This window comes from Pseudomonas sp. BS3767, from assembly GCF_900099665.1.
Classification (GTDB): domain Bacteria; phylum Pseudomonadota; class Gammaproteobacteria; order Pseudomonadales; family Pseudomonadaceae; genus Aquipseudomonas; species Aquipseudomonas cerasi.
The window spans coordinates 633412-659338 of sequence record NZ_FNCX01000002.1; the positions used below are offsets into that span (position 1 = coordinate 633412).

The following is a 25927-nucleotide window of genomic DNA, read 5'->3' on the forward strand; positions in this document are numbered from 1 at the left end:
ATCTTGAGAACGCAGTACCACGCGAGGGATCCATGGGACACACACTTTTCAAACCGCTGCTGTTGACCACCGCGCTGCTGGCCTGCGCACCTTTGGCCCAAGCGGCAAGCACGCTGGTGTATTGCTCGGAAGCAAGCCCGGCCGGTTTCGACCCCAGCCAGTACACCAGCGGCACCGACTTCGATGCCTCGGCCGAAACCGTTTTCAACCGTCTGACCCAGTTCAAGCGTGGCGGTACGGAAGTGGAGCCGGGTCTGGCCACGCGCTGGGACGTTTCGCCGGATGGTCTGACCTACACGTTTCACCTGCGCGACGGCGTGAAATTCCATACCACGGATTATTTCACCCCGACTCGTACGTTCAACGCCGATGACGTGCTGTTCACGTTCAATCGCCTGCTTGATGCCAACCACCCGTTCCGCAAGGCGTATCCGTCCGAGTCGCCCTATTTCACCGATATGGGGCTGAATACGACGATCAAGAGCGTCGAGAAAGTCGACCCGCTGACCGTCAAGTTCACCCTGAACAACATCGATGCCGCCTTTGTGCAGAACCTGGCGATGAGCTTCGCCTCGATCCAGTCTGCCGAGTACGCAGACAAACTGCTCAAGGAAGGCAAGGCCGAGGACTTGAACCAGAAGCCCATCGGCACGGGTCCGTTCGTCTTCAAGCGCTATCAGAAGGATTCACAGATCCGTTACGTCGGCAATACCGAGTACTGGAAGCCGGAGGATGTGAAGATCGACAACCTGATCTTCTCGATCAGCAGCGATGCCGCCGTGCGCCTGCAGAAGCTCAAGGCCAACGAATGCCAGGTCAGCGGCTATCCGCGTCCGCAGGACATCGAGGAGATGAAAAAGGACCCGAAACTCAAGGTCCTCAGTCAGCCGGGCTTCAACCTGGGCTTCCTGGCCTACAACGTTACGCATCCGCCGCTGGACCAGCTCAAGGTGCGTCAGGCGCTGGACATGGCCATCGACAAGCCAGCAATCATCAAGGCGGTTTATCAGAGTGCAGGCCAGCTGGCTGAAAATGCCCTGCCGCCGGGTCAGTGGAGCTTCGATCCGACCATCAAGGACGCCCCGCACGACCTGACCAAAGCCAAACAACTGCTCAAGGAAGCAGGTGTGGCACCGGGTACCAAAATCGATCTGTGGGCCATGACCGTCCAGCGCGCGTCGAACCCCAATGCACGCATGTCGGCTCAGATGATTCAGTCCGACTGGGAGAAGATCGGTATCAAGGCCAACATCGTCAGCTATGAATGGGGCGAATACATCAAGCGCGCCAAGGCCGGCGAACATGACGCAATGATCTATGGCTGGACCGGTGACAACGGCGACCCCGACAACTGGCTCGGCGTGCTTTACAGCTGCGCAGCCGTCAAAGGCAGCAACTACGCCAAGTGGTGCGACCCGGCTTACGACAAGCTGGTGCAGAAGGCCAAGCTGACCAGCAACCGCGATGAGCGCATCAAGCTCTATCAGCAGGCTCAGCACATTCTCAAGCAGCAGGTGCCGATCACCCCGATTGCCAACTCCAAGGTGTTTCAGCCAATGCGCCAGGAAGTGCAGGACTTCAAGATCAGCCCCTTCGGCCTGACACCCTTTTATGGTGTCAGCCTGGGAACAGTGAAGTAACAACACAGCGCCAACCGGGTGCATTTTTCTCACCCGGTTGCGCTTTATTGGTGCACGAAACAATTGAAAAAGCGTCGCGCAAACGATCAACTACCAAGAAAGTTACACTTTCGCGACATTCCTGTACGATCGTGCCACTCTTTGTCGCTTCTTTCGCCTCACTGTCTTGCTTTGGGTATGGCCCCTGCATAAGTATCGGACGGATCGGCTCACGAGGTCGTTCCCTCTAATCAAAAATGACAACAACTGAGGCAACCATGCTCAAACACGCGGTCATTCCGTTTCTGGTCGGCGCCAGCTTGCTCGCCAGCGCACCTTTCGCTCACGCTGCATCGAATCTGGTGTTCTGTTCCGAGGGCAGCCCTGCGGGCTTCGATCCAGGTCAATACACCACAGGTACTGACTTCGACGCCTCAGCCGAGACCATTTTCAATCGCTTGAGCCAGTTTGAACGCGGCGGCACCGCCGTGGTGCCAGGTCTGGCAACCAAATGGGACATCTCCGACGATGGCCTGACGTACACCTTCCACCTTCGTGAAGGCGTCAAGTTCCACACCACGTCCTACTTCAAGCCGACCCGTGAATTCAATGCCGATGACGTGCTGTTCACGTTCAATCGCATGATCGACAAGGACATGCCTTACCGCAAAGCGTATCCGACCGAGTTCCCGTACTTCACCGATATGGCGATGGACACCAACATCACCAAAATCGAGAAGATCGACGACCACACCGTCAAGTTCGTTCTGGGCAAGGTCGACGCCGCGTTCATCCAGAACATGGCGATGAGCTTCGCGTCCATCCAGTCCGCAGAATATGCCGCCCAGCTGCTGAAGGAAGGCAAGCCGGAGCTGATCAACCAGCAGCCGATCGGCACTGGTCCGTTCGTGTTCAAGAGCTACCAGAAAGACTCCAACATCCGTTACACCGGCAACAAGGATTACTGGAAGCCTGAGGACGTCAAGGTCGACAACCTGATCTTCGCCATCACCACCGATGCTTCGGTGCGCATGCAGAAGCTCAAGAAAAACGAATGCCAGATCACTGCCTACCCGCGTCCTGCCGACCTCGAACCGCTCAAGGCCGACAAGAACCTGAAGATGCCCGATCAGGCAGGCTTCAACCTGGGGTACATCGCCTACAACGTGATGCCTGAGATCAAGGGCGAAGACCATCCAAATCCCCTGGCTCAGTTGAAAGTGCGTCAGGCGCTGGACATGGCGGTCAACAAGCAGCAGATCATCGACTCGGTTTATCAGGGTGCAGGCCAATTGGCGGTCAACGCCATGCCGCCGACCCAGTGGTCCTATGACACCACCATCAAGGACGCCAAGTACGATCCCGAGAAAGCTCGCGAGCTGCTCAAGGAAGCCGGTATCAAGGAAGGCACCGAAATCACCCTGTGGGCGATGCCGGTTCAGCGTCCTTACAACCCCAACGCCAAACTGATGGCCGAGATGCTCCAGTCCGACTGGAAGAAGATCGGTATCAACGCCAAGATCGTCAGCTATGAATGGGGCGAGTACATCAAGCGCGCCAAGAATGGCGAGAACGGCGCCATGCTGATTGGCTGGAGCGGTGACAATGGTGACCCGGACAACTGGCTCGGCACCCTGTTCGGCTGCGACGCACTGAATGGCAACAACTTTGCCAAATGGTGTGACAAGCCGTTCGACACGCTGATCCATCAGGCCAAGGAAACGTCCGATCAGGCCAAGCGCACCGAGCTGTACAAACAGGCGCAACACCTCCTGAAAGACGCCGTGCCAATGACGCCTATTGCGCACTCGACGGTCTATCAACCCATGCGCACCAGCGTGCAGGACTTCAAGATCAGCCCGTTTGGCTTGAACTCCTTTTACGGTGTGAGCGTGAGCGGCAAGTAAAAGTGACAGCTTGCTGCGCCGCTCATCCGGCGCAGCAAACCGCTCTACTTGAATAGCAAGCCCCGAGCGATGGGTTGAAAAAGTGCCGATAACGGCATTCTTCTACTATCACTAAGATATTTCCTACGAGCTTTGCAGCCTTCGAGCCTATATACCGCGGGCCTCTGACGACTTACCGTCGAAGGGCAGCGGCAATGGCAGGAAGCCCGTCGCTTCGTGTCCAGGTGCGCCGGGCATGTCGTGCGAAGTTGCGTGGGGCGACGCCTTTGGGCCAGTTAGACATTCGAGCCTCGGCTCATCCTTCGAGGATAGGGATCATCATGCGTAAAACTCTTGCGATGACGTCGTGCCTGGGACTGTTGGCACTGGCCCCGTTTGCCCAGGCGGCAAGCAATCTGGTGTTTTGCTCCGAAGCGAGTCCGGCTGGCTTCGACGGTGCGCAATACACCTCCTCCACCGATAACGATGCATCCGAGCCGATCTACAATCGACTCACCGAATTCAAGCAAGGCGACACCACCGTGGTTCCAGCGCTGGCGACTTCCTGGGACATCTCGGAAGACGGCCTGGTCTACACGTTTCATCTGCGCGAGGGCGTGAAGTTCCACAGCAACAAGAACTTCAAACCCAGCCGTGACTTCAACGCCGACGATGTGCTGTTCACCTTCAATCGCATGCTCAAGCCCGATCATCCGTTCCGTGTCGCTTACCCGACCGAGTTCCCCTACTTCACCAGCATGGGCCTGAACAAGAAGATCAAGTCCGTCGAGAAGACCGACCCGCTGACCGTCGTGTTCACCCTCAATACGGTCGATGCGGCCTTCATTCAGAACATCGCGATGAACTTCGCCGGCATCCTCTCCGCCGAGTACGCCGAACAGCTGATGGCCAAGGGTGACGTACGCGACATCAACCAGCAGCCTATCGGCACAGGCCCGTTCGTGTTTCAGCGTTATCAGAAGGATTCGCAGATTCGCTACAAGGGCAACAAGGAGTTCTGGGACCCGAGCCGGGTGAAAATCGATCAGTTGATCTTCGCCATCGTGACCGACGCCTCTGCGCGCATGCAAAAGCTCAAGGCCAATGAATGCCAGGTCTCGGTCAACCCGCGCCCGGCGGACCTCGCCAGCCTCAAGGCAGACAAAAGCCTGCAAATCATCGAGAAACCAGGCTTCAATCTCGGCTACATCGCCTACAACGTGCGCCACGAACCGTTGGGCAAGCTGGAAGTGCGTCAGGCGCTGGACATGGCCGTCAACAAGAAGGCGATCATCAACGCGGTTTACCAAGGCGCAGGGCAACTGGCAGTCAACGCCATGCCACCGACCCAGTGGTCCTATGACGACACTATCAAGGACGCCCCCTACGACCCGGAAAAAGCCAGGACCCTGTTGCGTGCCGCAGGCGTCAAGGAAGGCACCGAACTGACCCTGTGGGCCATGCCGGTTCAGCGCCCTTACAACCCTAACGCCAAACTGATGGCCGAAATGCTTCAGGCCGACTGGGCCAAGGTCGGCATCAAGGTCAAGATCGTCAGTTACGAATGGGGTGAATACCTCAAACGCACCAAAAATGGCGAGCACGATATCTCGCTGATCGGCTGGACTGGTGACAACGGTGACCCGGACAACTGGCTGGGCACGCTTTACAGCTGCGCCGCGATTGGCGGCAACAACTACTCGATGTGGTGCGACGAAAAATACGACCAACTGGTCAAGGCCGCGGTTGCGACCACTGACCGCGCGAAGCGTACCGACCTGTACCAACAGGCGCAGCGCTACCTCAAGGAGCAGGTGCCAATCACACCGGTTGCCCACTCGACCGTCAATCAGCCATTGCGCGCCGAGGTCAGGGACTTCCACGTCAGCCCGTTCGGTCGCAACAATTTTTCAGGCGTCAGCATCGTCGATTGATCGAAAACTCCGCACGCCCTCGCCGTCTTGTGTCACGGCGAGAGCGGGCACTTGCGCGTCGATACCTATAACAACGCAGGACCCAAAGTCCTGCACCACCAAAAGCCAGGCTTAAAGAACTGGCATATAAAAAAGTGATAAAGGGAGCTGCACATCGTGAAAACAACTAGCACTGCATTATTGGCATTGTCTCTCTCGTCGTTTGGCGCACTGGTTCAGGCTGAACCGGCAAGCCAGACGTTCGTACCGACCGAGCTGAGTTCAAAGAATGCACAGGCCGACGCCAACGGCTTTATCGAAGACCAACACCTGACCGGCACGACCCGTAACTGGTACGCCAATGAACTCAAGCGTCGCGGCGAAGTGTTCCGCTACAACGACAACGGCGTTGCCGAGCAGACCTCGCGTCGCATCAACTGGCAGCAGGGCACGATCGTCAACTACACCTCCGGTTATACGCAGGGCGTTGTAGGTTTCTCCACCGAACTGGCGCTGTACAACGCCATTGCGCTGGACCGTGACACCGACGACTTTGCCGGCAACTCCAACCGTACCCTGGCACACAGTGACGGTGATGCAGTGGGTCAGTGGAGCAAGATGGGCCTGGGCAACGTGAAGGCGCGGGTTTCCAACACCGTCCTGACCATGGGTCGCCAATCGGTGAACACCCCGGTCATCGCCTTCATCGGCAACCGCGCACTGCCGTCCAGTTTCCAGGGTTTTGCAGTCCAGAGCGACGAATTCAACAACCTGTCCCTGCAGGGCGGCAGCTTCGACCGCGTATCGCCACGTATGGAACAGAGCCTGGACAAGTTCCGCTCCGAGTACGGTGATCGCAGCAAGACGGCCGACCGTCTGGACATGTTTGGTGGTGACTACAAGCCGACCGACAGCCTGACCGCCAGCTTCTATGCGTCCAACCTCGAAGACTTCTGGCACCAGTACTACTTCGGCTTCACCCACGAACTGGGTGACAGCAAGGTGTTCGCCCTCAGCACCAACCTGAACTACTACAAGACCAAGGATGCAGGTCAGAGCAAGCTGGGCGCGATCGACAACGATACCTACAGCCTGTCCTTCACCGGTACACATAACGCGCACAGCATCAGCGTTGCGTACCAGGAAGTTAACGGTAACGAGTATTTCGACTACGCCCACGACACCAACGCGATTTTCCTGGCCAACTCCCTGCTCTCGGACTTCAACGGCCCGAACGAGAAGTCCCTGCAGGTCGCTTACGTACTGAACATGGCCGAATATGGCGTGCCGGGCCTGAAATTCAACATCTACCAGGCACGTGGCTGGGACATCGACGGTACGCACTACAAGGGCACCGGCTACACCGACGTACTGGCAATGGACGGCGAGACTCACTACGAATACGGCATTGGTTCGTCGTACTCCGTGCAGTCCGGCCCGCTCAAGGCCACTGCCATCCGCGCCACCTACACCACGCACCGCGCCAGCGAGAATCAGGCTGATGGCAACATCAACGAATTCCGTCTGGTGACCACCGTTCCGTTCAACATTCTTTGATTCGCTGAAAACCGTTGGGGCGCAAGGCAATGGCCTTGCGCCTCATCATCACCATCGGCGTCAACTCTATGGAGGGTTCACAATGAAACTGTTATCGCTACGAAACTCGATCGCCCTGGCCCTGCTCAGCGTCGCCGTCAGTGTTTCGGCAAAACCCCTGGTGGTCTGCACCGAAGCCAGCCCCGAAGGCTTCGACATGGTGCAATACACAACAGCAGTGACGGCCGATGCCGTGGCTGAAACCGTGTTCAACCGCCTCGCGGATTTCAAACCCGGTACCACGGAAGTGATTCCTGCGCTGGCTGACTCCTGGGAGATCAGCGACGACGGCCTGACGTACACCTTCCACCTGCGTAAAGGCGTCAAGTTCCACACCACCGATTACTTCAAACCGACCCGCGACATGAACGCCGACGATGTGCTCTGGAGTTTTCAGCGTCAGCTGGACCCGAAGCACCCGTGGCATGACAAGTCGAGCGTCGGCTTCCCCTACTTTGAAAGCATGGGCTTCAAAGAGCTGCTGAAAAGCGTCGAGAAAACTGACGACTACACCGTCAAGTTCACCCTGACCCGCCGCGAAGCACCATTCCTGGCCGACCTCGCGATGGCCTTCGCGTCGATCTATCCGGCTGAATACGCTGACCAACTGTTGAAAGCCAACAGGACCGGCGACCTCAACAGCAAGCCGATCGGCACCGGCCCGTTCATCTTCCAGCGCTATGCCAAGGATGCGCAGGTACGCTTCAAGGCAAACCCGGACTACTTCCGCGGCAAGCCGCCTGCCGATGCCTTGATTCTGGCAATCGCCACCGACAACAACGTGCGCCTGCAGAAGCTCAAGGCCAACGAATGTCAGATCGCGCTGTATCCGAAGCCGGACGACGTACCGAGCATCAAGAAAGACCCGAATCTGAAAATCGATGAGCTGGAGGCAATGACCACCGGCTACATCGCTATCAACACCACGCACAAGTACCTGAGCGACGTGCGCGTCCGCAAAGCCATTGACATGACGTTCGACAAGAACGCTTATGTCAACGCGGTGTTCGGCAAGGGCAACGCGCTGGTAGCGGTCAACCCGTATCCGCCGACCCTGCTGGGTTATAACAAAGACCTGAAAAACCCACCGATTGACCTCGACAAGGCACGCGCCTTGCTGAAGGAAGCTGGCGTTCCGGAAGGCACCACGTTTACCCTGTTCACCCGCAACGGCGGCGGACCAACCAACCCCAACCCGATGCTCGGCGCGCAAATGATGCAATCCGACCTGGCGAAGATCGGCATCAAGATCGACATCCGCGTCATGGAATGGGGTGAAATGCTCAAACGTGCCAAGAATGGCGAACATGACATGGTGTCTGCTGGCTGGGCAGGCGACAATGGCGACCCTGATAACTTCCTGACTCCGATGCTGAGCTGTGAAGCGGCGAAAAACGGCGAGAACTACGCCCGCTGGTGCAACGCCGATTTCCAGAAGCTGATCGATAAGGCGCGTGAAACAGTGAACCCCGAGGAGCGCGCTGGGCTCTATGAACAGGCCCAGGCCATATTCAACAAGGATCAGCCATGGATCAGCATGGCTCACACCAGAATGTTCACCGCCATGCGTAAAAATGTGGAGGGCTACCAAATCAGCCCGCTCACAACCAACAACTTCGCCACTACCCAGGTGAAGTAGAAAAACAATCCGGCGAGCTCATAACCCGAGACTCGCCGGAGCATGCCTAACCGGCTGATGAGGTACACACCAAGATGTTTAGTTTTATCGCCCGCCGAGTGGGGTTGCTGATACCCACTTTCTTCGGCATCACCTTATTGACCTTCGCCCTGATTCGTCTGATTCCGGGCGACCCGGTCGAAGTCATGATGGGTGAGCGCCGTGTCGATCCGGAAATGCACGCTCAGGCCATGGAACGTCTGGGTCTGAACAAACCCCTCTACGCCCAGTACATCGATTACATCGGCAAGCTCGCCCAGGGCGACCTTGGTGAATCGTTGCGTACACGCACCAGTGTCTGGTCCGAATTCACTTCGCTGTTCCCGGCAACCCTGGAGTTGTCGCTGGCGGCGCTGATTTTCGCGGGTATTCTCGGCCTGCTGGCCGGGGTGATCGCCGCACTCAAGCGAGGGTCCCTGTTCGACCATGGGGTCATGGGGATTTCCCTCGCTGGCTATTCCATGCCGATCTTCTGGTGGGGCCTGATCCTCATCATGTTCTTCTCGGTAACACTGGGATGGACCCCTGTTTCCGGGCGGATCGACCTGCTGTACGACATTCCGCCGGTCACCGGCTTCATGCTGATCGACACGCTGCTGAGTGACGAACAGGGTGCGTTTCTCGATGCCCTGCACCACATGATTCTGCCGGCCATCGTGCTGGGTACCATCCCGCTGGCGGTGATCGCCCGGATGACCCGCTCGTCGATGCTCGAAGTATTGCGGGAAGACTACGTGCGAACCGCCCGCGCCAAAGGCCTGTCGCCTGCCCGTGTGGTCTTCGTTCACGGCCTGCGCAACGCGCTGATTCCGGTACTGACCGTGTTCGGCCTGCAAATCGGTACGTTGTTGGCCGGTGCGGTACTCACCGAAACGATCTTCTCCTGGCCGGGTATCGGCAAGTGGTTGATCGAAGCCATTGGCGCCCGGGACTACCCGGTCGTGCAAAACGGCATTCTGCTGATCGCCTGTCTGGTGATCCTGGTCAATTTCGTGGTGGATATCCTCTACGGCTTTGCCAACCCACGCATTCGTCACCAGCGCTGAGATCATCGATATGAGCACCCCTACTCCTGCGGTAGCAGTCGATCAAAGCCTGCTTTACCCATCCCCGTACAAAGAATTCTGGCAAGCCTTCTCGAAAAACAAAGGCGCGGTTGCCGGCCTGCTGTTCATGACCCTGATCGTGTTCTGCGCCCTGTTCGCGCCCTGGGTTGCCCCCCATGACCCGAGCGAGCAATACCGCGACTTCCTGCTCACGCCGCCGGTGTGGCTTGAAGGCGGTCAATGGCAATTCATCCTCGGCACCGACGAGCTGGGCCGCGACCTGCTGTCACGCCTGATCCAGGGTTCGCGCCTGTCGCTGCTGATCGGTCTGGCATCGGTGGTCATGTCGCTGATCCCAGGCATTCTGCTGGGCCTGCTGGCGGGCTTTTTCCCGCGCATTCTGGGCCCTTCGGTGATGCGCCTGATGGACATCATGCTGGCCCTGCCCTCGCTGCTGCTGGCTGTGGCCATCGTGGCGATCCTCGGCCCTGGCCTGATCAACACCGTGATCGCCATCGCGATCGTGTCGCTGCCTTCCTATGTTCGTCTGACCCGCGCTGCGGTGATGGGCGAACTGAACCGCGACTACGTGACGGCCGCCCGTCTGGCCGGCGCCACCCTGCCGCGCCTGATGTTCATCACCGTGCTGCCCAACTGCATGGCACCGCTGATCGTTCAGGCCACCCTGAGCTTCTCGTCGGCGATTCTCGATGCCGCAGCGCTGGGCTTCTTGGGTCTGGGCGTACAGCCACCGACGCCTGAGTGGGGCACCATGCTCGCCTCGGCGCGCGACTACATCGAACGTGCCTGGTGGGTCGTGAGCCTGCCCGGTCTGACCATTTTGCTCAGCGTGCTGGCAATCAACCTGATGGGCGACGGTCTGCGCGATGCGCTGGACCCGAAACTCAAGAACGCCGCCTGAGGAGATTCGCATGTCACTTCTTGAAATCAAGAATCTCAACGTCCGCTTCGGCGACGCCAAGGCCGTACCTGTTGTGGACGGCCTGTCCCTGAGCGTCGAAAAGGGTGAAGTACTGGCCATCGTCGGCGAATCGGGTTCCGGTAAATCGGTGACCATGATGGCGCTGATGGGGCTGATCGACTCCCCCGGCATCATCACCGCCGACGCGCTCAATTTCGACGGCAACGACCTGCTCAAGCTCAACGCACGGCAGCGTCGACGCATTATCGGCAAAGACCTGGCGATGGTCTTTCAGGACCCGATGACCGCTCTGAACCCCAGTTACACCGTGGGCTTCCAGATCGAGGAAGTGCTGCGCCAGCACCTGAACATGTCGGGCAAGGCTGCACGCCAGCGTGCACTGGAACTGCTGGAAAAGGTCGAGATCCCTGGCGCCGCCGCGCGACTGAATGCCTACCCGCACCAATTGTCCGGCGGCATGAGCCAGCGTGTGGCGATTGCCATGGCGATTGCCGGCGAACCGAAACTGCTGATCGCCGACGAACCGACCACCGCGCTGGACGTGACCATTCAGGCGCAGATCATGGAGCTGCTGCTGAGCCTGCAAAAAGAGCAGGACATGGCACTGGTGCTGATTACTCACGACCTGGCTGTCGTGGCCGAAACCGCCCAGCGTGTCTGCGTGATGTACGCCGGTCAGGCCGTCGAAGTCGGGCAGGTGCCGGGGCTGTTCGATGTCCCTGCCCACCCGTACAGCGAAGCCTTGCTGGCCGCCATTCCCGAGCACAGCATGGGCGCCGAGCGCCTCGCCACGCTGCCGGGCATGGTCCCGGGCCGCTATGACCGTCCACAGGGTTGCCTGCTGTCACCGCGCTGCCCGTACGTGCGCGACAACTGCCGAACCGAACGCCCTGCCCTTGATCCCAAGGCGCACAGTCTGGCGCGCTGCTTCTATCCCTTGAATCAGGAGGTGGCGTAATGAGCGTCGTACTTACCGCCCGCGACCTTACCCGTCACTACGAAGTCTCCCGCGGCCTGTTCAAGGGCACAGCGCTGGTGCGTGCGCTTAACGGCGTGTCCTTCGAACTGGAAGCCGGCAAGACCCTGGCTGTGGTCGGCGAGTCCGGCTGTGGCAAATCGACACTGGCGCGCGCGCTGACGCTGATCGAAGAGCCTTCATCCGGCTCGCTGAAAATCGCCGGTCAGGAAGTTGCCGGGGCCAGCAAGGCCGAGCGCAAGCAGTTGCGCAAGGACGTGCAGATGGTCTTCCAGAGCCCTTATGCCTCGCTCAACCCGAGGCAGAAAGTCGGGGATCAGCTCGGCGAGCCGCTGCTGATCAACACCAGCCTGTCAGCCGCCGAACGCCGCGAGAAAGTCCAGGCGATGATGGCCCAGGTCGGTTTGCGCCCTGAGCACTATCAGCGCTACCCGCACATGTTCTCCGGCGGTCAGCGTCAGCGTATCGCGCTGGCCCGGGCAATGATGCTGCAGCCCAAGGTGCTGGTAGCGGACGAGCCGACTTCAGCACTGGACGTGTCGATTCAGGCGCAGGTACTGAACCTGTTCATGGACCTGCAGCAGGAATTCAACACCGCCTACGTGTTCATCTCCCACAACCTGTCGGTGGTGCGCCATGTCGCCGATACGGTATTGGTGATGTACCTGGGCCGGCCTGCGGAAATGGGTCCCAAGGAAGAGATCTACAACCGTCCGCTGCACCCGTACACCCAGGCGCTGCTGTCGGCGACTCCGACCATCCATCCGGACCCGCTCAAGCCGAAGATCAAGATCGTCGGCGAGCTGCCCAACCCACTCAACCCACCAAGCGGCTGCGCCTTCCACAAGCGCTGCCCCTATGCGACCGAGCGTTGTGCAGCCGAAGTGCCAGAGCTGCGCCTGGTGGATAACCGCCAGGTGGCTTGCCACTATGCCGAGCAATTTGTAGCGGGGTAGCTAAAAGCCAAAAGACTATCGTGCCCACGCTCCAGCGCTCAGCGTTATACACAAGTACGCTTTTGATTCTGGCCAGCGGCCGTGGGAGCGAGCTTGCTCACGAAGAGGCCAGTAAATCCCCTGAAAATGGGGCGTCTGGGCCATCCTATTCGTGAGCAAGCTCACTTCCACAGGGCTCTTGGACGCCCCGCGTCCGATTTTGAGTACGTGGTGCGGCGCAGATTTGTGACGCAGAGCGTCAACCAAGGCATTCCCACGCTGGAGCGTGAGGAACGATACTCTCAACTATCGTGCGATGCTTAATACACATCCCGCCGATAACGCCCTTCCTCGATCAATTCGCTGATCGCCTGCTCGCCCAGCACCTCGTTCAACACCTGATCCACGCCCGCCGCCATACCCAGCAAGCTGCCACAGATGTAAATCGCAGCCCCTTCGTCGAGCCATAGACGCAGTTCATCGGCCGCCTCGCGCAAGCGATCCTGCACGTAGATTTTCTCTGCCTGATCGCGGGAAAAAGCCAGGTCCAGGCGCGTCAGGAGACCAGCCTCCAGCCAGCCCTGCAGCTCAGCGCCGCAATGAAAGTCATGCGCCCGGTTACGTTCGCCGAACAACAACCAGTTGCGCACCTGCCCTTGAGCGATACGCGCCTTGAGCAGGCTGCGTAAACCGGCCAGCCCCGTACCATTGCCCAACAGGATCAGCGGGACAGGTTCGACAGGCAGATGAAAGCTGCTGTTACGGCGCAAACGCAGGCTGACGGCACCGCCTACGGCACAATGTTCGGTAAGCCACCCCGAACCCAGCCCCAGGCTACCGTCGGCATGCACTTCCTGACGCACGATGAGTTGCAGAATACCGTCCTGCGCAATCGAGGCAATCGAGTATTCACGTACGGAGACCGGCACCAGCGCATCGATCAACGCTTGCGCATGCAGCCCCACCAGATGTGAACGGTTCTGCGGTAACTGGCGGCTTTCCAGCGCCTGCGCGAGCGGCTCCTGCAAGCCATCCACGCTGACCGATGCGCCCGGATCGACACCCAGCCCGGCGAGAAACGGCTCGATGACCTGCAGTGTGTGGCGCGGCATCACCTCGACCAGATCCCCCGCCTGCCAATGCGCAAGGGTTGGCGGCGTCAGGTCCAGCAGATAGACCTCCGAACCACTGCTGCCAGCGTTTAAAAGCACGCGCCGGGCCAGCGTCCAGTTCTCGAAAACCGGTGTCTGCCAGTGCGCTGCCGGCACGGAGCCAGTCAACGGCCCCAATTGCTGCTGCCAGTGTTGCAGGGCCACAGGATCGGCGCTGTCCACTTCAACAGGCGGAAACACGCTGCGCCCGCCCTGCTCGGTCAACCAGTCATGCAAACGATGGGCAAAGCCGCAAAAATGCGGATACTGCCGGTCGCCGAGCGCCAGAACGGCGTAATCGAGCTGGTTCAGTGAAAGCGGACTACCCAGCAGATTGCGCTCAAAACGTCGGGCACTGTCCGGTGCCTCTCCGTCACCAAAGGTACTGACAACGAACAAGGCATTGCGGCTTCGGCATAGCTCTTCTTCGCTCAGATCGCCCAGTTGCTTCACGCGCACCGACAATCCTGAAGCCTGCAACTGGCCAGCGGTCTGCCAGGCCAATTGCTCGGAGAAACCGCTTTGACTGGCGAAACAGACGAGCCAGGATGCGTCATCGTCGTGGTCATCACCCTGGACCTCGCCGCGTGCACGCTCGATATCACGCTTCTTGCGACGTCGATCCAGGTACAGCAACCAGCCAGTAATGAAGAACAGCGGCATCAGCAACGATGCGCCGGTCATGATGATTCGACCGACGAGCCCGAAGTAGCTGCCGACGTGCAGCGCATAATTGCTGGCCAGCAATTGCGCACCGAAACTGCGCTCGGCATAGCGTACAACCGAGCTGACCTGACCATTGGCCGGATCAAGGGTGATGGTGTTCAGCGCGCGCGGGTGCGGTGAATCCTTGAGCAGGTAAAACACCGTGGCAGGCTGACCGCCCGCAGCAGGCAGGCGCAGGTTGTAAGCGCGCAAGTCCGGCCCGGCGGCCTTCTGGATACTGTCCCAGACCGCTACGTAATCGACCACCAAGGGCGATCTTCCAGCAGCCTTGGCTGGCGCAGCGACGTCTTCGTTGAGCGGCGAATCCCCGATCAGTTTATTCAGACCGTTGCTCACCCAGTCATACGACCAGGTGAGTCCCGTGAGGGCGAACAACAGGTAGAACAACAGGCACCAGGTGCCGAAGACCGAATGCAGGTCCCAATTGAAACTTCGGCCTTTCTTTGCCCAGTCAATCGTCAGCCAGACCCGCCAGTTCCGCACTGCGCGAGGCCAGCGCAGGTACAGCCCGGACAGGCAAAAGAACACCAGAATCAGCGTACACGCCGCCGTAACCTGCTTGCCCGCCTCGCCCATGGCCAGATAACGGTGCAGCTTCAGGACAAAGTCGAAAAAACCCTCCCCTACTGCATTGCCTTTAAGCTCGCCGGTGTAGGGGTCGAAATTGCGTTTGGGGCTTCGACGCTCACCTGCTTTGGGCGTGAAAAACACCTGGGCGACACGGTTGCCAGTGGTTTCGACACGCAGAATAGCGACCGTCAGGCCGGTAGTGGCCTCCAGCCTGCGCACCAGCTCAACGGGTGGCAGCGTGGCACCACGCGACTCGACCAATAGCACATTCGGGTTCAGCGCGTCGAGAATTTCGTCCTCGAACGAATACAGCGCACCGGTCATCCCCATTAGGGTCAACACCAGACCTGCCGTGATCCCGAAGAACCAGTGCAACTGAAACAGGACTTTCTTCAGCACGCTCGCCACTCTCACTCATATTTCGCGGCGCAATTAATGCACTGACGGCCATGGCCTGTCTATCTGTAACGTGTCTTTTGCATGTTTCAACGCTTCGAGCAATTTGCTCATCTCGCGAACGTAATCGGTCTTGCAAACCTCGACCGAGGCAAGGGCCGAGAGCTGGTCACGCTTGCCCACTTCGACGTCCAGCGCTGCACGCTTTTCGTCAACCGCTGCTTGCAGTTCGGTCAACTGCGTTCGCTGCTTTTCCCTCAAGCCTACCAACTGATCCTGGAACGTATCGGGTTTCGGCAAAAAAAACGCTGCACTCATCGTACGGATCAGCGCCTCAAGGCTTATATAACTATTTTTTTACGGGCAAAAAAAAGCCCACTTTCATGGGCTTTTTCTGACGCAGGTAATTTACAGGTAGAACGACTTCAATGGCGGGAAGCCATTGAATTCTACTGCGCTGTAGCTGGTGGTGTAGGCACCGGTGGACAACCAGTACATACGGTCACCGATGGCCAGGTTGAGTGGCAGACCGTACTTGTAGTTTTCGTACATGATGTCGGCGCTGTCGCAGGTAGGGCCGGCGATAACCACTTCTTCCATTTCGCCTTTTTTCTCGGTCCAGATCGGAAACTTGATGGCTTCGTCCATGGTTTCGATCAGACCGGAGAACTTGCCCACGTCGGTGTATACCCAACGCTCGACCGCAGTACGCGACTTACGGGCGACCAATACCACTTCGCTGACCAGAATACCGGCGTTGGAGATCAGCGAACGGCCTGGCTCCAGAATGATTTCCGGCAGGTCATCACCGAAGTCTTCCTTCAGGAAGCGGATGATCTCTTCAGCGTAGGTTTCGAGGCTGTTGGTGCGGGTGATGTAGTTAGCCGGGAAGCCGCCACCCATGTTGATCAGCTTGAGAACGATGCCGTCTTCTTCTTTCAGACGCTCGAAGATCACTTTGACCTTGGCAATGGCAGCATCCCAGACGCTGATGTCGCGCTGCTGCGAGCCGACGTGGAAGGAGATGCCGTAAGGCACCAGACCCAGGTCGCGGGCAAGAATCAGCAGGTCCATGGCCATGTCGGTCTGGCAGCCGAATTTGCGCGACAGAGGCCAGTCGGCAGTGGTCGAACCTTCGGTCAGAATGCGCACATAGACTTTCGCGCCCGGTGCAGCCTTGGCAATGTTACGCAGGTCGGCTTCGGAGTCGGTCGCAAACAAACGCACGCCCTTCTCGTAGAAGTAGCGAATGTCCTTGGATTTCTTGATGGTGTTGCCGTAGCTCATGCGCTCCGGACCGACACCACAGCTCAGGACCTTGTCCAGCTCGTAGATCGACGCAATGTCGAAGCTCGAACCCTTTTCCTTGAGCAGATTGATGACTTCAACGGCAGGGTTGGCCTTGACCGCATAATAAACCTTGGCGAATTCGAAGCCCGCACGCAGGTCGTCATATGCCTTGCTGATGATGTCAGTATCAATGACCACGAACGGGGTTTCTTGCTTGTCAGCGAACGCCTTCATTTTCTTGAAGGTTTCGGCTGAGTAGTAGTCTTCGACATTGATCGGCATGCTGCTGGAACTCCTATTGGCAAACGGTATTGGTCAATGGGTACAAATGAACGCCCTCCGTATCCCCACTTTGGTTCGCCTACTTCCCAAGGCATGTCGCCGAAAGCAAAAAGGCCCTGAAGGGCTGCCTTCCTGGCCTTGCTGTCTCGTCGTCAGTACTTGAGCCGGATGGATCGTTTCCAGCATGGACGTTCGGCGCGAACTTTAGGACCTGAGGGGCCGGATATCAACAAAAAATGTCGCGTTTTTGCACAGGGCTCTTGAGTTGCCTTCCCAAGGACCTGTTTAACCGACCTGCATGACAGGCAGATGTTCCCCACCTCCGTCGCCAATGCCTTTTCGCAGCACGCTGGGCATCACCTTATTCACCGGCACGCAAAGCAAATCAGCCTGTCAGTTCTGTCAGTAGACGGATGCAGGGGTTGCGCGCTCAATAAACAGCTCAGACCGCCTTTTCAGGTAACGATCATGGATGACCGACACCTTCACGCCGCAAGCTCCGTTGCGCCCAGTGCAGTTCAAGCCCGGTGGCAAGCCTTCGGCTTCGGATCTGCCGAAAGTCATCGCCAACGTCACGCCCGTACCAGGACACACACCGACTTTCAGCCGACTAATATTTATGTAACGAAAGGCGATCGGCTGGAAATCACAGCAACCACTCTGTACATGAATCTGGTGTCTGCAGTGATCGGGGTGCCAGAACTGGATACCCCCACCTCGTACCCGCTGAACCGTGGCATGAACGTTCTTGTCGCTACCAACACAGGCCTGCTGGGCTTCACCAACCTGGACCCCCTTGGCCACGTGGTTCTGGACATAACAGGACAGTACAACCATGTGCCGTTTTTCAGAATGGATATGACCAATCTGGAATGGGAACAGCAAATGGCGCACTACAGCGAAGCGCCTGTCGTGCTGCTTACCAGCCCGAGGGCTATTGTCGTGGTGCGCTATCAGAGCGCACAGCTCTACCTGACCGATCCCGTAAAGCTGATGGGCAATTTCGATGGTGCCATTAGCGCGCAGGATGGTATTTCAGGCTTGATCGACTACGGCACGATGGAATGGGCGCTTGATCCCAGTAAACATTTCTACGTGGAAGCGGACCGGCTTTACATGTTTGCCACAAACGGTCATATGGGGTTTAACGGATCGGCTGCGCTGGCGCGTTTATTGTCGACCGCCCCTGAAGATGGTTGGGGCCCTTGGCACGAAAGCGGCCATCAACGACAACTCAGCCCTATGACATGGGGCACCGGCACCGGAATGACAGAGGTCACGGTCAATCTCTACTCGATGGCCGCCCAAGAGTTTTTCCTTGGCCGTGCTACAGGCGCCGACTCCAGTTACCCCCCCGTGAAAGAGTACCTGGCCAGTAGCCTGCGAGCGTACGACAACATCAAGGAGGCCGGACACAAGCTTGTCATGCTCTGGCAATTGCGTCTTAGCTTCGGTACTTCGTTCTACCCGCAATTGCACCAGCGCTATCGGCTCATGCACAACCCGCCCACCGTCAGCGACGATAAAGCGCAGCGCTTCATCGTCGAAACCTCGCTGCTGAGCCACCTCAACCTGGCGGAATTCTTTGATCGCTGGGGGTTGTACCCAACCCCTGAAACCCTCAACCAGATCGCCGACCTGCCCGCATTGACGCGGGCCATTTGGGAAAATGACGCTGAGACGACGATCCCAATCGATCTGCCGTTGCTCACTTACACCCCGCCGCTTGCCCATATCCTGTCCAGCGTGCACGCTACCTTTCAAGACCGGATAAAGTTTACCGTTGCCAAGCAATGGTACACGCCATACCGTTACGAAATAACGCTCAACGGCACGTTAGTGGCGTGGGCAGACAACGGCGAACACGTGGGTTGTGAAGCCCGTATCGAGGAAGGCATCGCCTACGTTGAAGCCAGCACTCCCCTCTCCGAAGGGGATGAGGCGTCAGTCAAGGTGTTTGCTGGAGGCAAGCCATACACTGTGGCCAGCACCGCATCACGACCCATCCTGCTGTTCAATATCAAGGCCATGTTTACCGATGACCGTTGTGCTGAACTGAGGCCCGGCATTACCCAGCCAAGGCTTGACGTTCTTTTCTTCAATCTGGAGAAAGAAAAGACCGATGAACTGCACGGCCGACTATTGAACCGTGCACAACGGTTGCTCCTGCAAAAAACCATAAGAAGCGTGATCGTCAGCGCAGGACTTGTCCAAGTGACGTTCGAGGGTGAGGCTTTCAAGAATTATGATTACACGATCGTCTTCGGAGCCCCTCCTTATGCAACGCTTGAGAAGGGCTACCCCAACGGCTCAGGACTTATTGACAACACCTGGATACGCCTCGGCGGCGTAGGCCATCAAGAGGTGACCATCACGGCAATTGCAGGCATAGGGAAACCCTATACCCTGTTCTCCGGCAATGTCGAACAGGCAAAAATCGCCCTGCCCATCCGCCAGCTCTTCACCGACTCAACGATGACCCAACTGGTAGCAGGTGTCGATCAGGCAAGCGTTGATGCCCTGTACATGACCGTCAATGGCAACCCTCTCATCAGCGTGACAAACCGGGCGTCTTACCGTTCTTATCTGGCCATTGCCCAGAGTATGTTGTTGCGACTGACAGTCGCGAAGGTCGTCAGAACAGATGACCTGCTGGAGGTCTATTTCGAGGGAGACACGTTTAAAAAGCTTAACTACAAGCTTTTGGTCAATGACCTCTATGCCTCCGAGATCACCCAAGGCAAAGCCTACTATTCAAGTGTGTCCAACCAGGTCTGGACCAGCAGCAAGAAGTTCGAGGGTAATGACCACTGTAAAGTGAACGTCGAGTATCAGGGGGTCGTGACAACGTTGTATGAGAGCGACGCTGCAGACGCAATGACTGCGTCTGCATTGCAGAAAAACAACGTTACTCAATGTGGCATGGAGAATTTCCAAGTGTGAACATTGCCGCCAGCCATGATGCTGGCGGCAATACATCCGGTCAGGAAGCCACTTGCTCGGCTGGCGAGACAATACTGGTCTTCATGCCACGCGAACGGCCGGAGCTCAGATAAGCCGCAATGGACTCTTGCGTCACTTCACCCAGGAACACGTTCTCGGCGTCCAGCACCGGCAGCCAGGCGCGGTTGAACTCGTACATGCGCGACAGCAGGATGCGCAAGTGCTCGTCGTAAGCGGCGGTGGCGTTGAATTCACGCAGGAACTGCGCGCACGTGCCCTGCTGACGGTGCAGGTCACGACGACGTACATAGCCCATCGCCTTGTTTTCGCTGTCGGTGACCACGATATAGCGACGGTCGTTTTCGTCCATCACTTCCAGCGCATCGGCCACCGGGGTTTCCGGGCTGACCGATGGCGCGTTGTCGGCGGCGTCTTCGGCCTTGACCAACAGCAGACGCTTGAGGGTGCTGTCCTGGCCGACGAAGCTGCTGACGAAGTCGTCGGCCGGATGCGCGAGCAAGGTGTCCGGGTGATCGATCTGCAGCAGTTTGCCACCACGGAAGATCGCGATCTTATCGCCCAGCTTGATGGCTTCATCAATGTCGTGGCTGACCATGATCACGGTCTTGTTCAGCGCGCGCTGCATCTCGAAGAACTCGTTCTGAATCATCTCGCGGTTGATCGGGTCGACCGCACCGAACGGTTCGTCCATCAACAGCAAGGGTGCGTCGGCTGCCAGGGCACGGATCACGCCGATACGCTGTTGCTGACCACCGGACAGTTCACGCGGGTAGCGATGCAGGTACTGTTTGGGCTCCAGCTTGATCATGCTCATCAATTCACGAGCACGGTCATGGCAACGCTGCTTGTCCCAGCCGAGCAGCTTGGGCACGACCACGATGTTTTCTTCGATGGTCATGTTCGGGAACAGACCGATCTGCTGAATCACGTAGCCGATGTTGCGACGCAGGGTCACTTCGTCCAGATCCGTGGTGTCTTCGCCATTGATCAGCACTTTGCCGGAGGTCGGCATGATCAGGCGGTTGATCATTTTCAGCGTGGTGCTCTTGCCGCAGCCCGAGGGGCCGAGGAAGACGCAGATTTCGCCTTCGTTGACCGTGAGGCTGACCGAATCGACAGCCTTCACTTCTTTGCCGTTGCTCTGGAAAGTCTTGGAGAGGTTCTGGAGTTCGATCATTTCAGTAATCCTTTTGGAGTCAGCGTGCGTTGCAGCCATTGCAGGAGAAGGTCGGCGATGATGGCCAGAATGCTGACCAGTACCGCGCCGACGATCAGCATCGACATATCGCTGCGGCTGATGGAAGCAAGAATGAGTACACCCAGACCACCGGCACCGATGGTCGCGGCAATGGTCATGACACCGATATTCATCACCACGGCGGTGCGCACACCGGCGAGGATCACAGGCACGGCGATGGGCAGCTCGACCATGCGCAGACGCTGGCCGAAGGTCATGCCGATGCCTTTGGCGGCCTCGCGGATACCCGGTTCTACGCCAGTCAGCGCCAGGTAGGTGTTACGCATGATCGGCAGCAGCGAATAGAGAAACACTGCGGTAATAGCCGGCATCGGGCCAAGGCCCTGGCCGAATTTGGAGTAGAACGGCAGCAACAGGCCGAACAGGGCAATCGACGGCACGGTCAGCAATACCGTGGCGCTGGCCTGCAACGGGCCCGCCAGTGCTGGAAAACGCGTCATCAGCACGCCCAGTGGCACGCCGACGAGAATCGCCAGGGTCACGGCAATGCCCACCAGCGTAATGTGCTGCCAGGTCAGTTGCAGAACCTGTGCCCAGTCCAGATGGGAGAAGGCGCTCAAGAAACTCATATCGTCTCCTTCCTTAATTCAATGGGTGCTGGCGCAGAAAGTCTGCAGCCACCGTGGAGGGGCTTTCATGGCCGACGTCGACGCGCGCGTTGAGGTCGATCATGGTCTGGTTGTCCAGCAGGTCAGCCAGCGGCTTGAGCAGCGTGGCGATGTCCGGATGCTTGTCCAGATATTCCTGACGGATCACCGGCGCTGCGGTGTAGTCAGGGAAGTAGTGCTTGTCGTCTTCCAGCACTTTCAGCTTGAACGCATTCAGACGACCGTCGGTTGTGTACACCAGACCGGCGAAAACCTGACCGTTGCGCAACGCGGTGTAGACCAGCCCGGCGTCCATCTGCCGGGTGTTTTCACGACCGAGGTTCATGTCGTAGTGCTTGACCATGCCGATCAGGCCGTCGGAACGGTTGGCAAACTCGGTGTCCAGCGCTACGACATGACCCTCTTTGGCTTCGTCCTTGAGCACTTTGGTCAGGTCGGTCATGGTGTTGATCTGCGGGTACTTGTCAGCCACTTTCTGCGGCAGTGCCAACGCGTAGGTGTTGTTGAACTTCGACGGTGAAAGCCAGACCAGGCCTTTCTTCGCATCCACTTCCTTGACCCGCGCATAGGTCTGGGCGCTGTCGAGTTTTTCGTCGATGTGGTTGTAGGCCACCAGCGACACACCGGTGTATTCCCACAGCAGATCCAGCTGACCGCTCTCCTGAGCGCTGCGCGCCAGGTTGCTGCCAAGGCCGCCGGTAATCTGGACGTCGTAGTTCTTGGTCCGCAGGTATTGCGCGGTCAGTTCGGCAAGCATGGTCTGTTCGGTGAACACTCGTGCGCCGATACGTAGCAGCGGCTTTTCCGCAGCCTGGGCAAGTGCCGGAAACAGCAAGGCAAAGCCTAAAAACAAGCATATTCTTTTCATGAGAATTCCTTCGCTCAGCGAGCCAGTCCGCGTTCCAGCCAAAGACGACTGGCCAGTGTCACCAGACCATCGAGCAGCAGCGCCAGCAGAGCGGTACACGCTGCACCCAGCACCAGTTGCGGCTGGTTGTTCAACGCAATGCCCGGGAAAATCAGGCTGCCAAGGCTGTTGGCGCCGATGAGAAACGCCAGTGGCGCGGTCCCGACATTGATCGCCAGCGCGACACGCACACCGCCGACAATGATCGGCACGGCGTTGGGCAGCTCGACACGCCACAGCACCTGACGCGGAGTCATGCCAATACCGACGGCAGCTTCCTTGAGTGAACCCTGGACGTTTTTCAGGCCTTCGTAGGTATTACGCACGATAGGCAACAGAGAGGCGAGGAACAGCGCCAAGATCGCCGGCCCGCTGCCGATCCCGAGAATTCCGAGGGCAATGGCCAGAACGGCGAGAGGAGGAACGGTGTTGCCAATGTTGAAGATCTGCATGAAGCGTTCAGCGCGGCCAACCATGCTCGGTCGGCTGAGGGCAATGCCTGCAGGGATGCCGACCACCAGGGCCGCCAACATTGAAACCAGAACCAGAATCAGGTGAGCCTGAAGGTAGAACAGCAGGTCATCCTGGTATTGCTTGATAGTACTGATGCCGATCCAGTGGATCAGCAGGGCCAGGAGTGCGATCGCAACCGCACCTCCCAATAGCCCCTTGCCATAGCGATTTGCCACAGGCGGACTCCTTATTTCAGTCGGCGAACGCGTTGACCTGGACGTCCGGAAAGGACGCCGGCAATAACGTTCGCGAAGAGCAGCGGGTGGGTCGCCGGTAAGGGTTTAACCTCGGCGAAAACACAAGCCATAAGCGCAGCTTCGTCAAACCAACATGCTGATGAATCAGCCCCTTGCGTTGGCTTCGTTGCGAGCCTTGACGGGGGAGTGGACGTCTCCACGACCTGAAAGGTTCCCACACGAGACATTATCTGGCCATCGTTTATTGTCTGAACGGTTCGGTTATTGCCGCGAGTTGAGCTATAATCTGCGCCCTTTTTCAATCCCATCCCAGGCGATTTCCCATGACCCAACAGGCCGCCGAAGTCGCGAAACGCCGCACTTTCGCCATTATTTCCCACCCGGATGCGGGTAAAACCACCATCACGGAAAAACTCCTGCTGATGGGCAAGGCCATTTCCGTCGCCGGTACGGTCAAGTCGCGTAAATCCGACCGTCACGCCACCTCCGACTGGATGGAAATGGAGAAACAGCGTGGTATCTCCATTACCACGTCCGTGATGCAGTTTCCGTATCGCGACCACATGATCAACCTGCTCGACACCCCGGGCCACGAAGACTTCTCCGAAGACACCTATCGCACCCTGACGGCAGTCGACTCGGCCTTGATGGTCCTCGACGGCGGTAAAGGCGTCGAGCCACGCACCATCGCGCTGATGGATGTCTGCCGTCTGCGCGACACGCCTATCGTCAGCTTCATCAACAAGCTCGACCGCGATATCCGCGACCCGATCGAGCTGCTCGATGAAATCGAAGCGGTCCTCAAGATCAAGGCGGCACCGATCACCTGGCCGATCGGTTGCTACCGGGACTTCAAGGGTGTCTACCACCTGGCCGACGACTACATCATTGTCTACACCGCAGGTCACGGCCACGAGCGCACCGAAACCAAAATCATCGAGAAGCTCGATTCGGACGAAGCCCGCGCTCACCTGGGCGATGAATACGAGCGCTTCGTCGAGCAACTGGAGTTGGTGCAGGGTGCCTGCCACGAATTCAACCAGCAGGAATTCATCGACGGTCAGCTGACCCCGGTGTTCTTCGGCACCGCACTGGGCAACTTCGGCGTCGATCATGTACTCGATGCCGTGGTGAACTGGGCGCCCAAGCCGCTGGCACGTGTGGCCAACGAGCGCACCGTCGAGCCGGCGGAAGAGAAATTCAGCGGTTTCGTGTTCAAGATCCAGGCAAACATGGACCCCAAGCACCGCGACCGCATCGCCTTCATGCGGATCTGCTCGGGCCGTTACGACAAGGGCATGAAAATGCGCCATGTGCGTCTGGGCAAGGACGTACGGATCGGCGACGCGCTGACGTTCTTCTCGTCGGAGCGCGAACAACTGGAAGAAGCCTATGCCGGTGACATCATCGGTTTGCACAACCACGGCACCATCCAGATCGGCGACACCTTCACCGAAGGCGAAGCGCTGGGCTTCACCGGTATTCCGCACTTCGCACCGGAGCTGTTCCGTCGCGTACGCCTGAAGGACCCGCTCAAGTCCAAGCAATTGCGTCAGGGTCTGCAACAGCTGGCCGAAGAAGGCGCCACGCAGGTGTTCTTCCCGCAGCGCAGCAACGACATCATCCTCGGCGCCGTCGGTGTGCTGCAGTTCGATGTGGTCGCCAGCCGTCTGAAGGAAGAATACAAGGTTGAATGCGCCTACGAGCCGATCACTGTGTGGTCTGCCCGCTGGATCGACTGCGACGACAAGAAGAAGCTCGAAGAGTTTGAGAACAAGGCGGTGGAAAACCTGGCAATGGACGGCGGCGGTCACCTGACCTACCTCGCCCCTACCCGCGTGAACCTGGCGCTGATGGAAGAACGCTGGCCCGACGTGAAATTCCGCGCTACCCGCGAGCATCACTGACAGGCCGACGGCGTCGCTGTGTGACGCAGAGCGTCACGAACGGCATTCCCACGCTGGAGCGTGAGGAACGATAGTTCTGTAACTATCGTCCCAACGCTCCGCGTCGAGCGTGAGGAATGATAAGCGTCCGAGAGAACACCTATCGTGCCGATGCTCCGCGTCGGCATGCCGTTCTGGACGCTCCGCGTCCTCTCTCGACCGGCATTCGCTGATCTGGATCAACCATTCAGCGCAAAATGAGAATTAATCTCAATAGAGCCTTGCTATTATCCCGATAAGAATTATTCTCATCTAACTTGCACAGGAGATGAGACATGACTTATTTGATCGATGCATGGCTGGACAGACCCCACCCTTACCTGAGAATTCTCCACCGCGAGACGGGGGAAGTGTGTGCCGTACTGGAAGAGGAAGCGCTGGAAGAGTTACGCGATCAGGGCGATCTGGATGTGTGCAGTTTGAGTTCCAGCGAGCCATTGGTGCTCAAGGAACTGGTGAGAAACCTGTTTCTGTTCTGCTACGCGCGGGCGTTGCGCCCCATGAGTGAGTTGCACTGAGCATGAAGC

19 protein-coding genes are annotated in these 25927 nt (G+C 58.2%); 12 read left to right on the plus strand and 7 right to left on the minus strand.

Annotation, left to right across the window (positions count from 1 at the left end):
• Nucleotides 1–32 precede the first annotated feature (32 nt).
• From BLR16_RS07430 to BLR16_RS07470, 9 genes are all read left to right on the plus strand, one after another.
• Nucleotides 33–1640, plus strand: a complete 1608-nt coding sequence (locus tag BLR16_RS07430; protein ID WP_003431608.1) for an ABC transporter substrate-binding protein — start codon at nt 33–35, stop codon at nt 1638–1640.
• A gap of 257 nt (nt 1641–1897) precedes the next feature.
• Entirely contained in the window at nt 1898–3526 is a 1629-nt protein-coding gene (locus tag BLR16_RS07435) for an ABC transporter substrate-binding protein (protein WP_044309441.1), read from the plus strand.
• 320 nt (nt 3527–3846) lie between these two features.
• Nucleotides 3847–5439, plus strand: coding sequence for an ABC transporter substrate-binding protein (locus BLR16_RS07440; RefSeq protein WP_054081997.1), 1593 nt, complete (start codon nt 3847–3849; stop codon nt 5437–5439).
• Nucleotides 5440–5595: 156 nt separating this feature from the next.
• Nucleotides 5596–6975 carry an OprD family porin gene (locus tag BLR16_RS07445; protein ID WP_003368668.1) on the plus strand — a complete coding sequence of 460 codons (1380 nt, stop codon included), beginning with the start codon at nt 5596–5598 and terminating at the stop codon, nt 6973–6975.
• A gap of 82 nt (nt 6976–7057) precedes the next feature.
• Nucleotides 7058–8653: an ABC transporter substrate-binding protein gene (locus BLR16_RS07450; RefSeq protein ID WP_074805158.1), complete on the plus strand. Its 1596-nt coding sequence runs from the start codon at nt 7058–7060 to the stop codon at nt 8651–8653.
• Between the two features lie 74 nt (nt 8654–8727).
• Entirely contained in the window at nt 8728–9738 is a 1011-nt protein-coding gene (locus BLR16_RS07455) for an ABC transporter permease subunit (RefSeq protein WP_003313766.1), read from the plus strand.
• A gap of 10 nt (nt 9739–9748) precedes the next feature.
• Entirely contained in the window at nt 9749–10660 is a 912-nt protein-coding gene (locus tag BLR16_RS07460) for an ABC transporter permease subunit (protein WP_003431612.1), read from the plus strand.
• A gap of 10 nt (nt 10661–10670) precedes the next feature.
• Nucleotides 10671–11639: an ABC transporter ATP-binding protein gene (locus BLR16_RS07465; protein WP_003431613.1), complete on the plus strand. Its 969-nt coding sequence runs from the start codon at nt 10671–10673 to the stop codon at nt 11637–11639.
• Nucleotides 11639–12613: a peptide ABC transporter ATP-binding protein gene (locus BLR16_RS07470; protein WP_074805162.1), complete on the plus strand. Its 975-nt coding sequence runs from the start codon at nt 11639–11641 to the stop codon at nt 12611–12613. Before BLR16_RS07465 ends, BLR16_RS07470 begins: the two co-directional genes overlap by 1 nt.
• A gap of 299 nt (nt 12614–12912) precedes the next feature.
• Here the strand turns inward: BLR16_RS07470 and BLR16_RS07480 are convergent, their stop codons facing one another.
• From BLR16_RS07480 to BLR16_RS07490, 3 genes are all read right to left on the minus strand, one after another.
• A complete protein-coding gene (locus tag BLR16_RS07480) occupies nt 12913–15435 on the minus strand; it encodes a PepSY domain-containing protein (protein ID WP_074805404.1) in 2523 nt (840 codons plus the stop codon).
• A 36-nt stretch (nt 15436–15471) separates the two neighbouring features.
• Entirely contained in the window at nt 15472–15753 is a 282-nt protein-coding gene (locus tag BLR16_RS07485) for a binary cytotoxin component (RefSeq protein ID WP_223886461.1), read from the minus strand.
• 90 nt (nt 15754–15843) lie between these two features.
• Nucleotides 15844–17007: a type III PLP-dependent enzyme gene (locus BLR16_RS07490; protein ID WP_003368674.1), complete on the minus strand. Its 1164-nt coding sequence runs from the start codon at nt 17005–17007 to the stop codon at nt 15844–15846.
• Between the two features lie 468 nt (nt 17008–17475).
• Between BLR16_RS07490 and BLR16_RS07495 the strand changes: the two genes are divergently transcribed.
• Complete coding sequence (locus BLR16_RS07495) at nt 17476–19950, plus strand: M60 family metallopeptidase (RefSeq protein ID WP_092194210.1); 2475 nt, start codon at nt 17476–17478, stop codon at nt 19948–19950.
• A gap of 40 nt (nt 19951–19990) precedes the next feature.
• Here BLR16_RS07495 and BLR16_RS07500 read toward each other — a convergent pair whose 3' ends face one another.
• The 4 genes from BLR16_RS07500 to BLR16_RS07515 are packed head-to-tail and all read right to left on the minus strand — an operon-like array spanning nt 19991 to nt 23433.
• Entirely contained in the window at nt 19991–21148 is a 1158-nt protein-coding gene (locus BLR16_RS07500; protein WP_003368676.1) for an osmoprotectant ABC transporter ATP-binding protein OsmV, read from the minus strand.
• Entirely contained in the window at nt 21145–21798 is a 654-nt protein-coding gene (locus BLR16_RS07505; RefSeq protein ID WP_005745339.1) for an ABC transporter permease, read from the minus strand. Before BLR16_RS07505 ends, BLR16_RS07500 begins: the two co-directional genes overlap by 4 nt.
• 13 nt (nt 21799–21811) lie before the next feature.
• The gene (locus BLR16_RS07510) at nt 21812–22705 is read right to left on the minus strand and encodes a glycine betaine ABC transporter substrate-binding protein (RefSeq protein ID WP_003431617.1); all 894 of its coding nucleotides are present in this window, start codon (nt 22703–22705) and stop codon (nt 21812–21814) included.
• 14 nt (nt 22706–22719) lie between these two features.
• Nucleotides 22720–23433 (minus strand): ABC transporter permease, encoded by a 714-nt coding sequence (locus tag BLR16_RS07515; RefSeq protein ID WP_074805169.1) that lies wholly within the window; start codon nt 23431–23433, stop codon nt 22720–22722.
• 344 nt (nt 23434–23777) lie between these two features.
• Here BLR16_RS07515 and BLR16_RS07525 point away from each other — a divergent pair, with 344 nt between their 5' ends.
• On the plus strand, nt 23778–25361 hold the full coding sequence (locus BLR16_RS07525) for a peptide chain release factor 3 (protein ID WP_003368681.1): 1584 nt from the start codon (nt 23778–23780) through the stop codon (nt 25359–25361).
• 314 nt (nt 25362–25675) lie between these two features.
• A complete protein-coding gene (locus tag BLR16_RS07530) occupies nt 25676–25918 on the plus strand; it encodes a PA4570 family protein (RefSeq protein WP_003368682.1) in 243 nt (80 codons plus the stop codon).
• Nucleotides 25919–25927 lie beyond the last annotated feature (9 nt).

Bases quoted from the DNA above. Each gene is read 5' to 3' on its own strand.
- BLR16_RS07450 (WP_074805158.1), top strand. From the start codon at position 7,058: ATGAAACTGTTATCGCTACGAAACTCGATCGCCCTGGCCCTGCTCAGC.
- BLR16_RS07505 (WP_005745339.1), bottom strand. From the start codon at position 21,798: ATGAGTTTCTTGAGCGCCTTCTCCCATCTGGACTGGGCACAGGTTCTG.
- BLR16_RS07500 (WP_003368676.1), bottom strand. From the start codon at position 21,148: ATGATCGAACTCCAGAACCTCTCCAAGACTTTCCAGAGCAACGGCAAA.
- BLR16_RS07530 (WP_003368682.1), top strand. From the start codon at position 25,676: ATGACTTATTTGATCGATGCATGGCTGGACAGACCCCACCCTTACCTG.
- BLR16_RS07465 (WP_003431613.1), top strand. From the start codon at position 10,671: ATGTCACTTCTTGAAATCAAGAATCTCAACGTCCGCTTCGGCGACGCC.
- BLR16_RS07430 (WP_003431608.1), top strand. From the start codon at position 33: ATGGGACACACACTTTTCAAACCGCTGCTGTTGACCACCGCGCTGCTG.
- BLR16_RS07440 (WP_054081997.1), top strand. From the start codon at position 3,847: ATGCGTAAAACTCTTGCGATGACGTCGTGCCTGGGACTGTTGGCACTG.
- BLR16_RS07510 (WP_003431617.1), bottom strand. From the start codon at position 22,705: ATGAAAAGAATATGCTTGTTTTTAGGCTTTGCCTTGCTGTTTCCGGCA.
- BLR16_RS07495 (WP_092194210.1), top strand. From the start codon at position 17,476: ATGGATGACCGACACCTTCACGCCGCAAGCTCCGTTGCGCCCAGTGCA.
- BLR16_RS07525 (WP_003368681.1), top strand. From the start codon at position 23,778: ATGACCCAACAGGCCGCCGAAGTCGCGAAACGCCGCACTTTCGCCATT.
- BLR16_RS07490 (WP_003368674.1), bottom strand. From the start codon at position 17,007: ATGCCGATCAATGTCGAAGACTACTACTCAGCCGAAACCTTCAAGAAA.
- BLR16_RS07470 (WP_074805162.1), top strand. From the start codon at position 11,639: ATGAGCGTCGTACTTACCGCCCGCGACCTTACCCGTCACTACGAAGTC.
- BLR16_RS07485 (WP_223886461.1), bottom strand. From the start codon at position 15,753: ATGAGTGCAGCGTTTTTTTTGCCGAAACCCGATACGTTCCAGGATCAG.
- BLR16_RS07455 (WP_003313766.1), top strand. From the start codon at position 8,728: ATGTTTAGTTTTATCGCCCGCCGAGTGGGGTTGCTGATACCCACTTTC.
- BLR16_RS07460 (WP_003431612.1), top strand. From the start codon at position 9,749: ATGAGCACCCCTACTCCTGCGGTAGCAGTCGATCAAAGCCTGCTTTAC.
- BLR16_RS07435 (WP_044309441.1), top strand. From the start codon at position 1,898: ATGCTCAAACACGCGGTCATTCCGTTTCTGGTCGGCGCCAGCTTGCTC.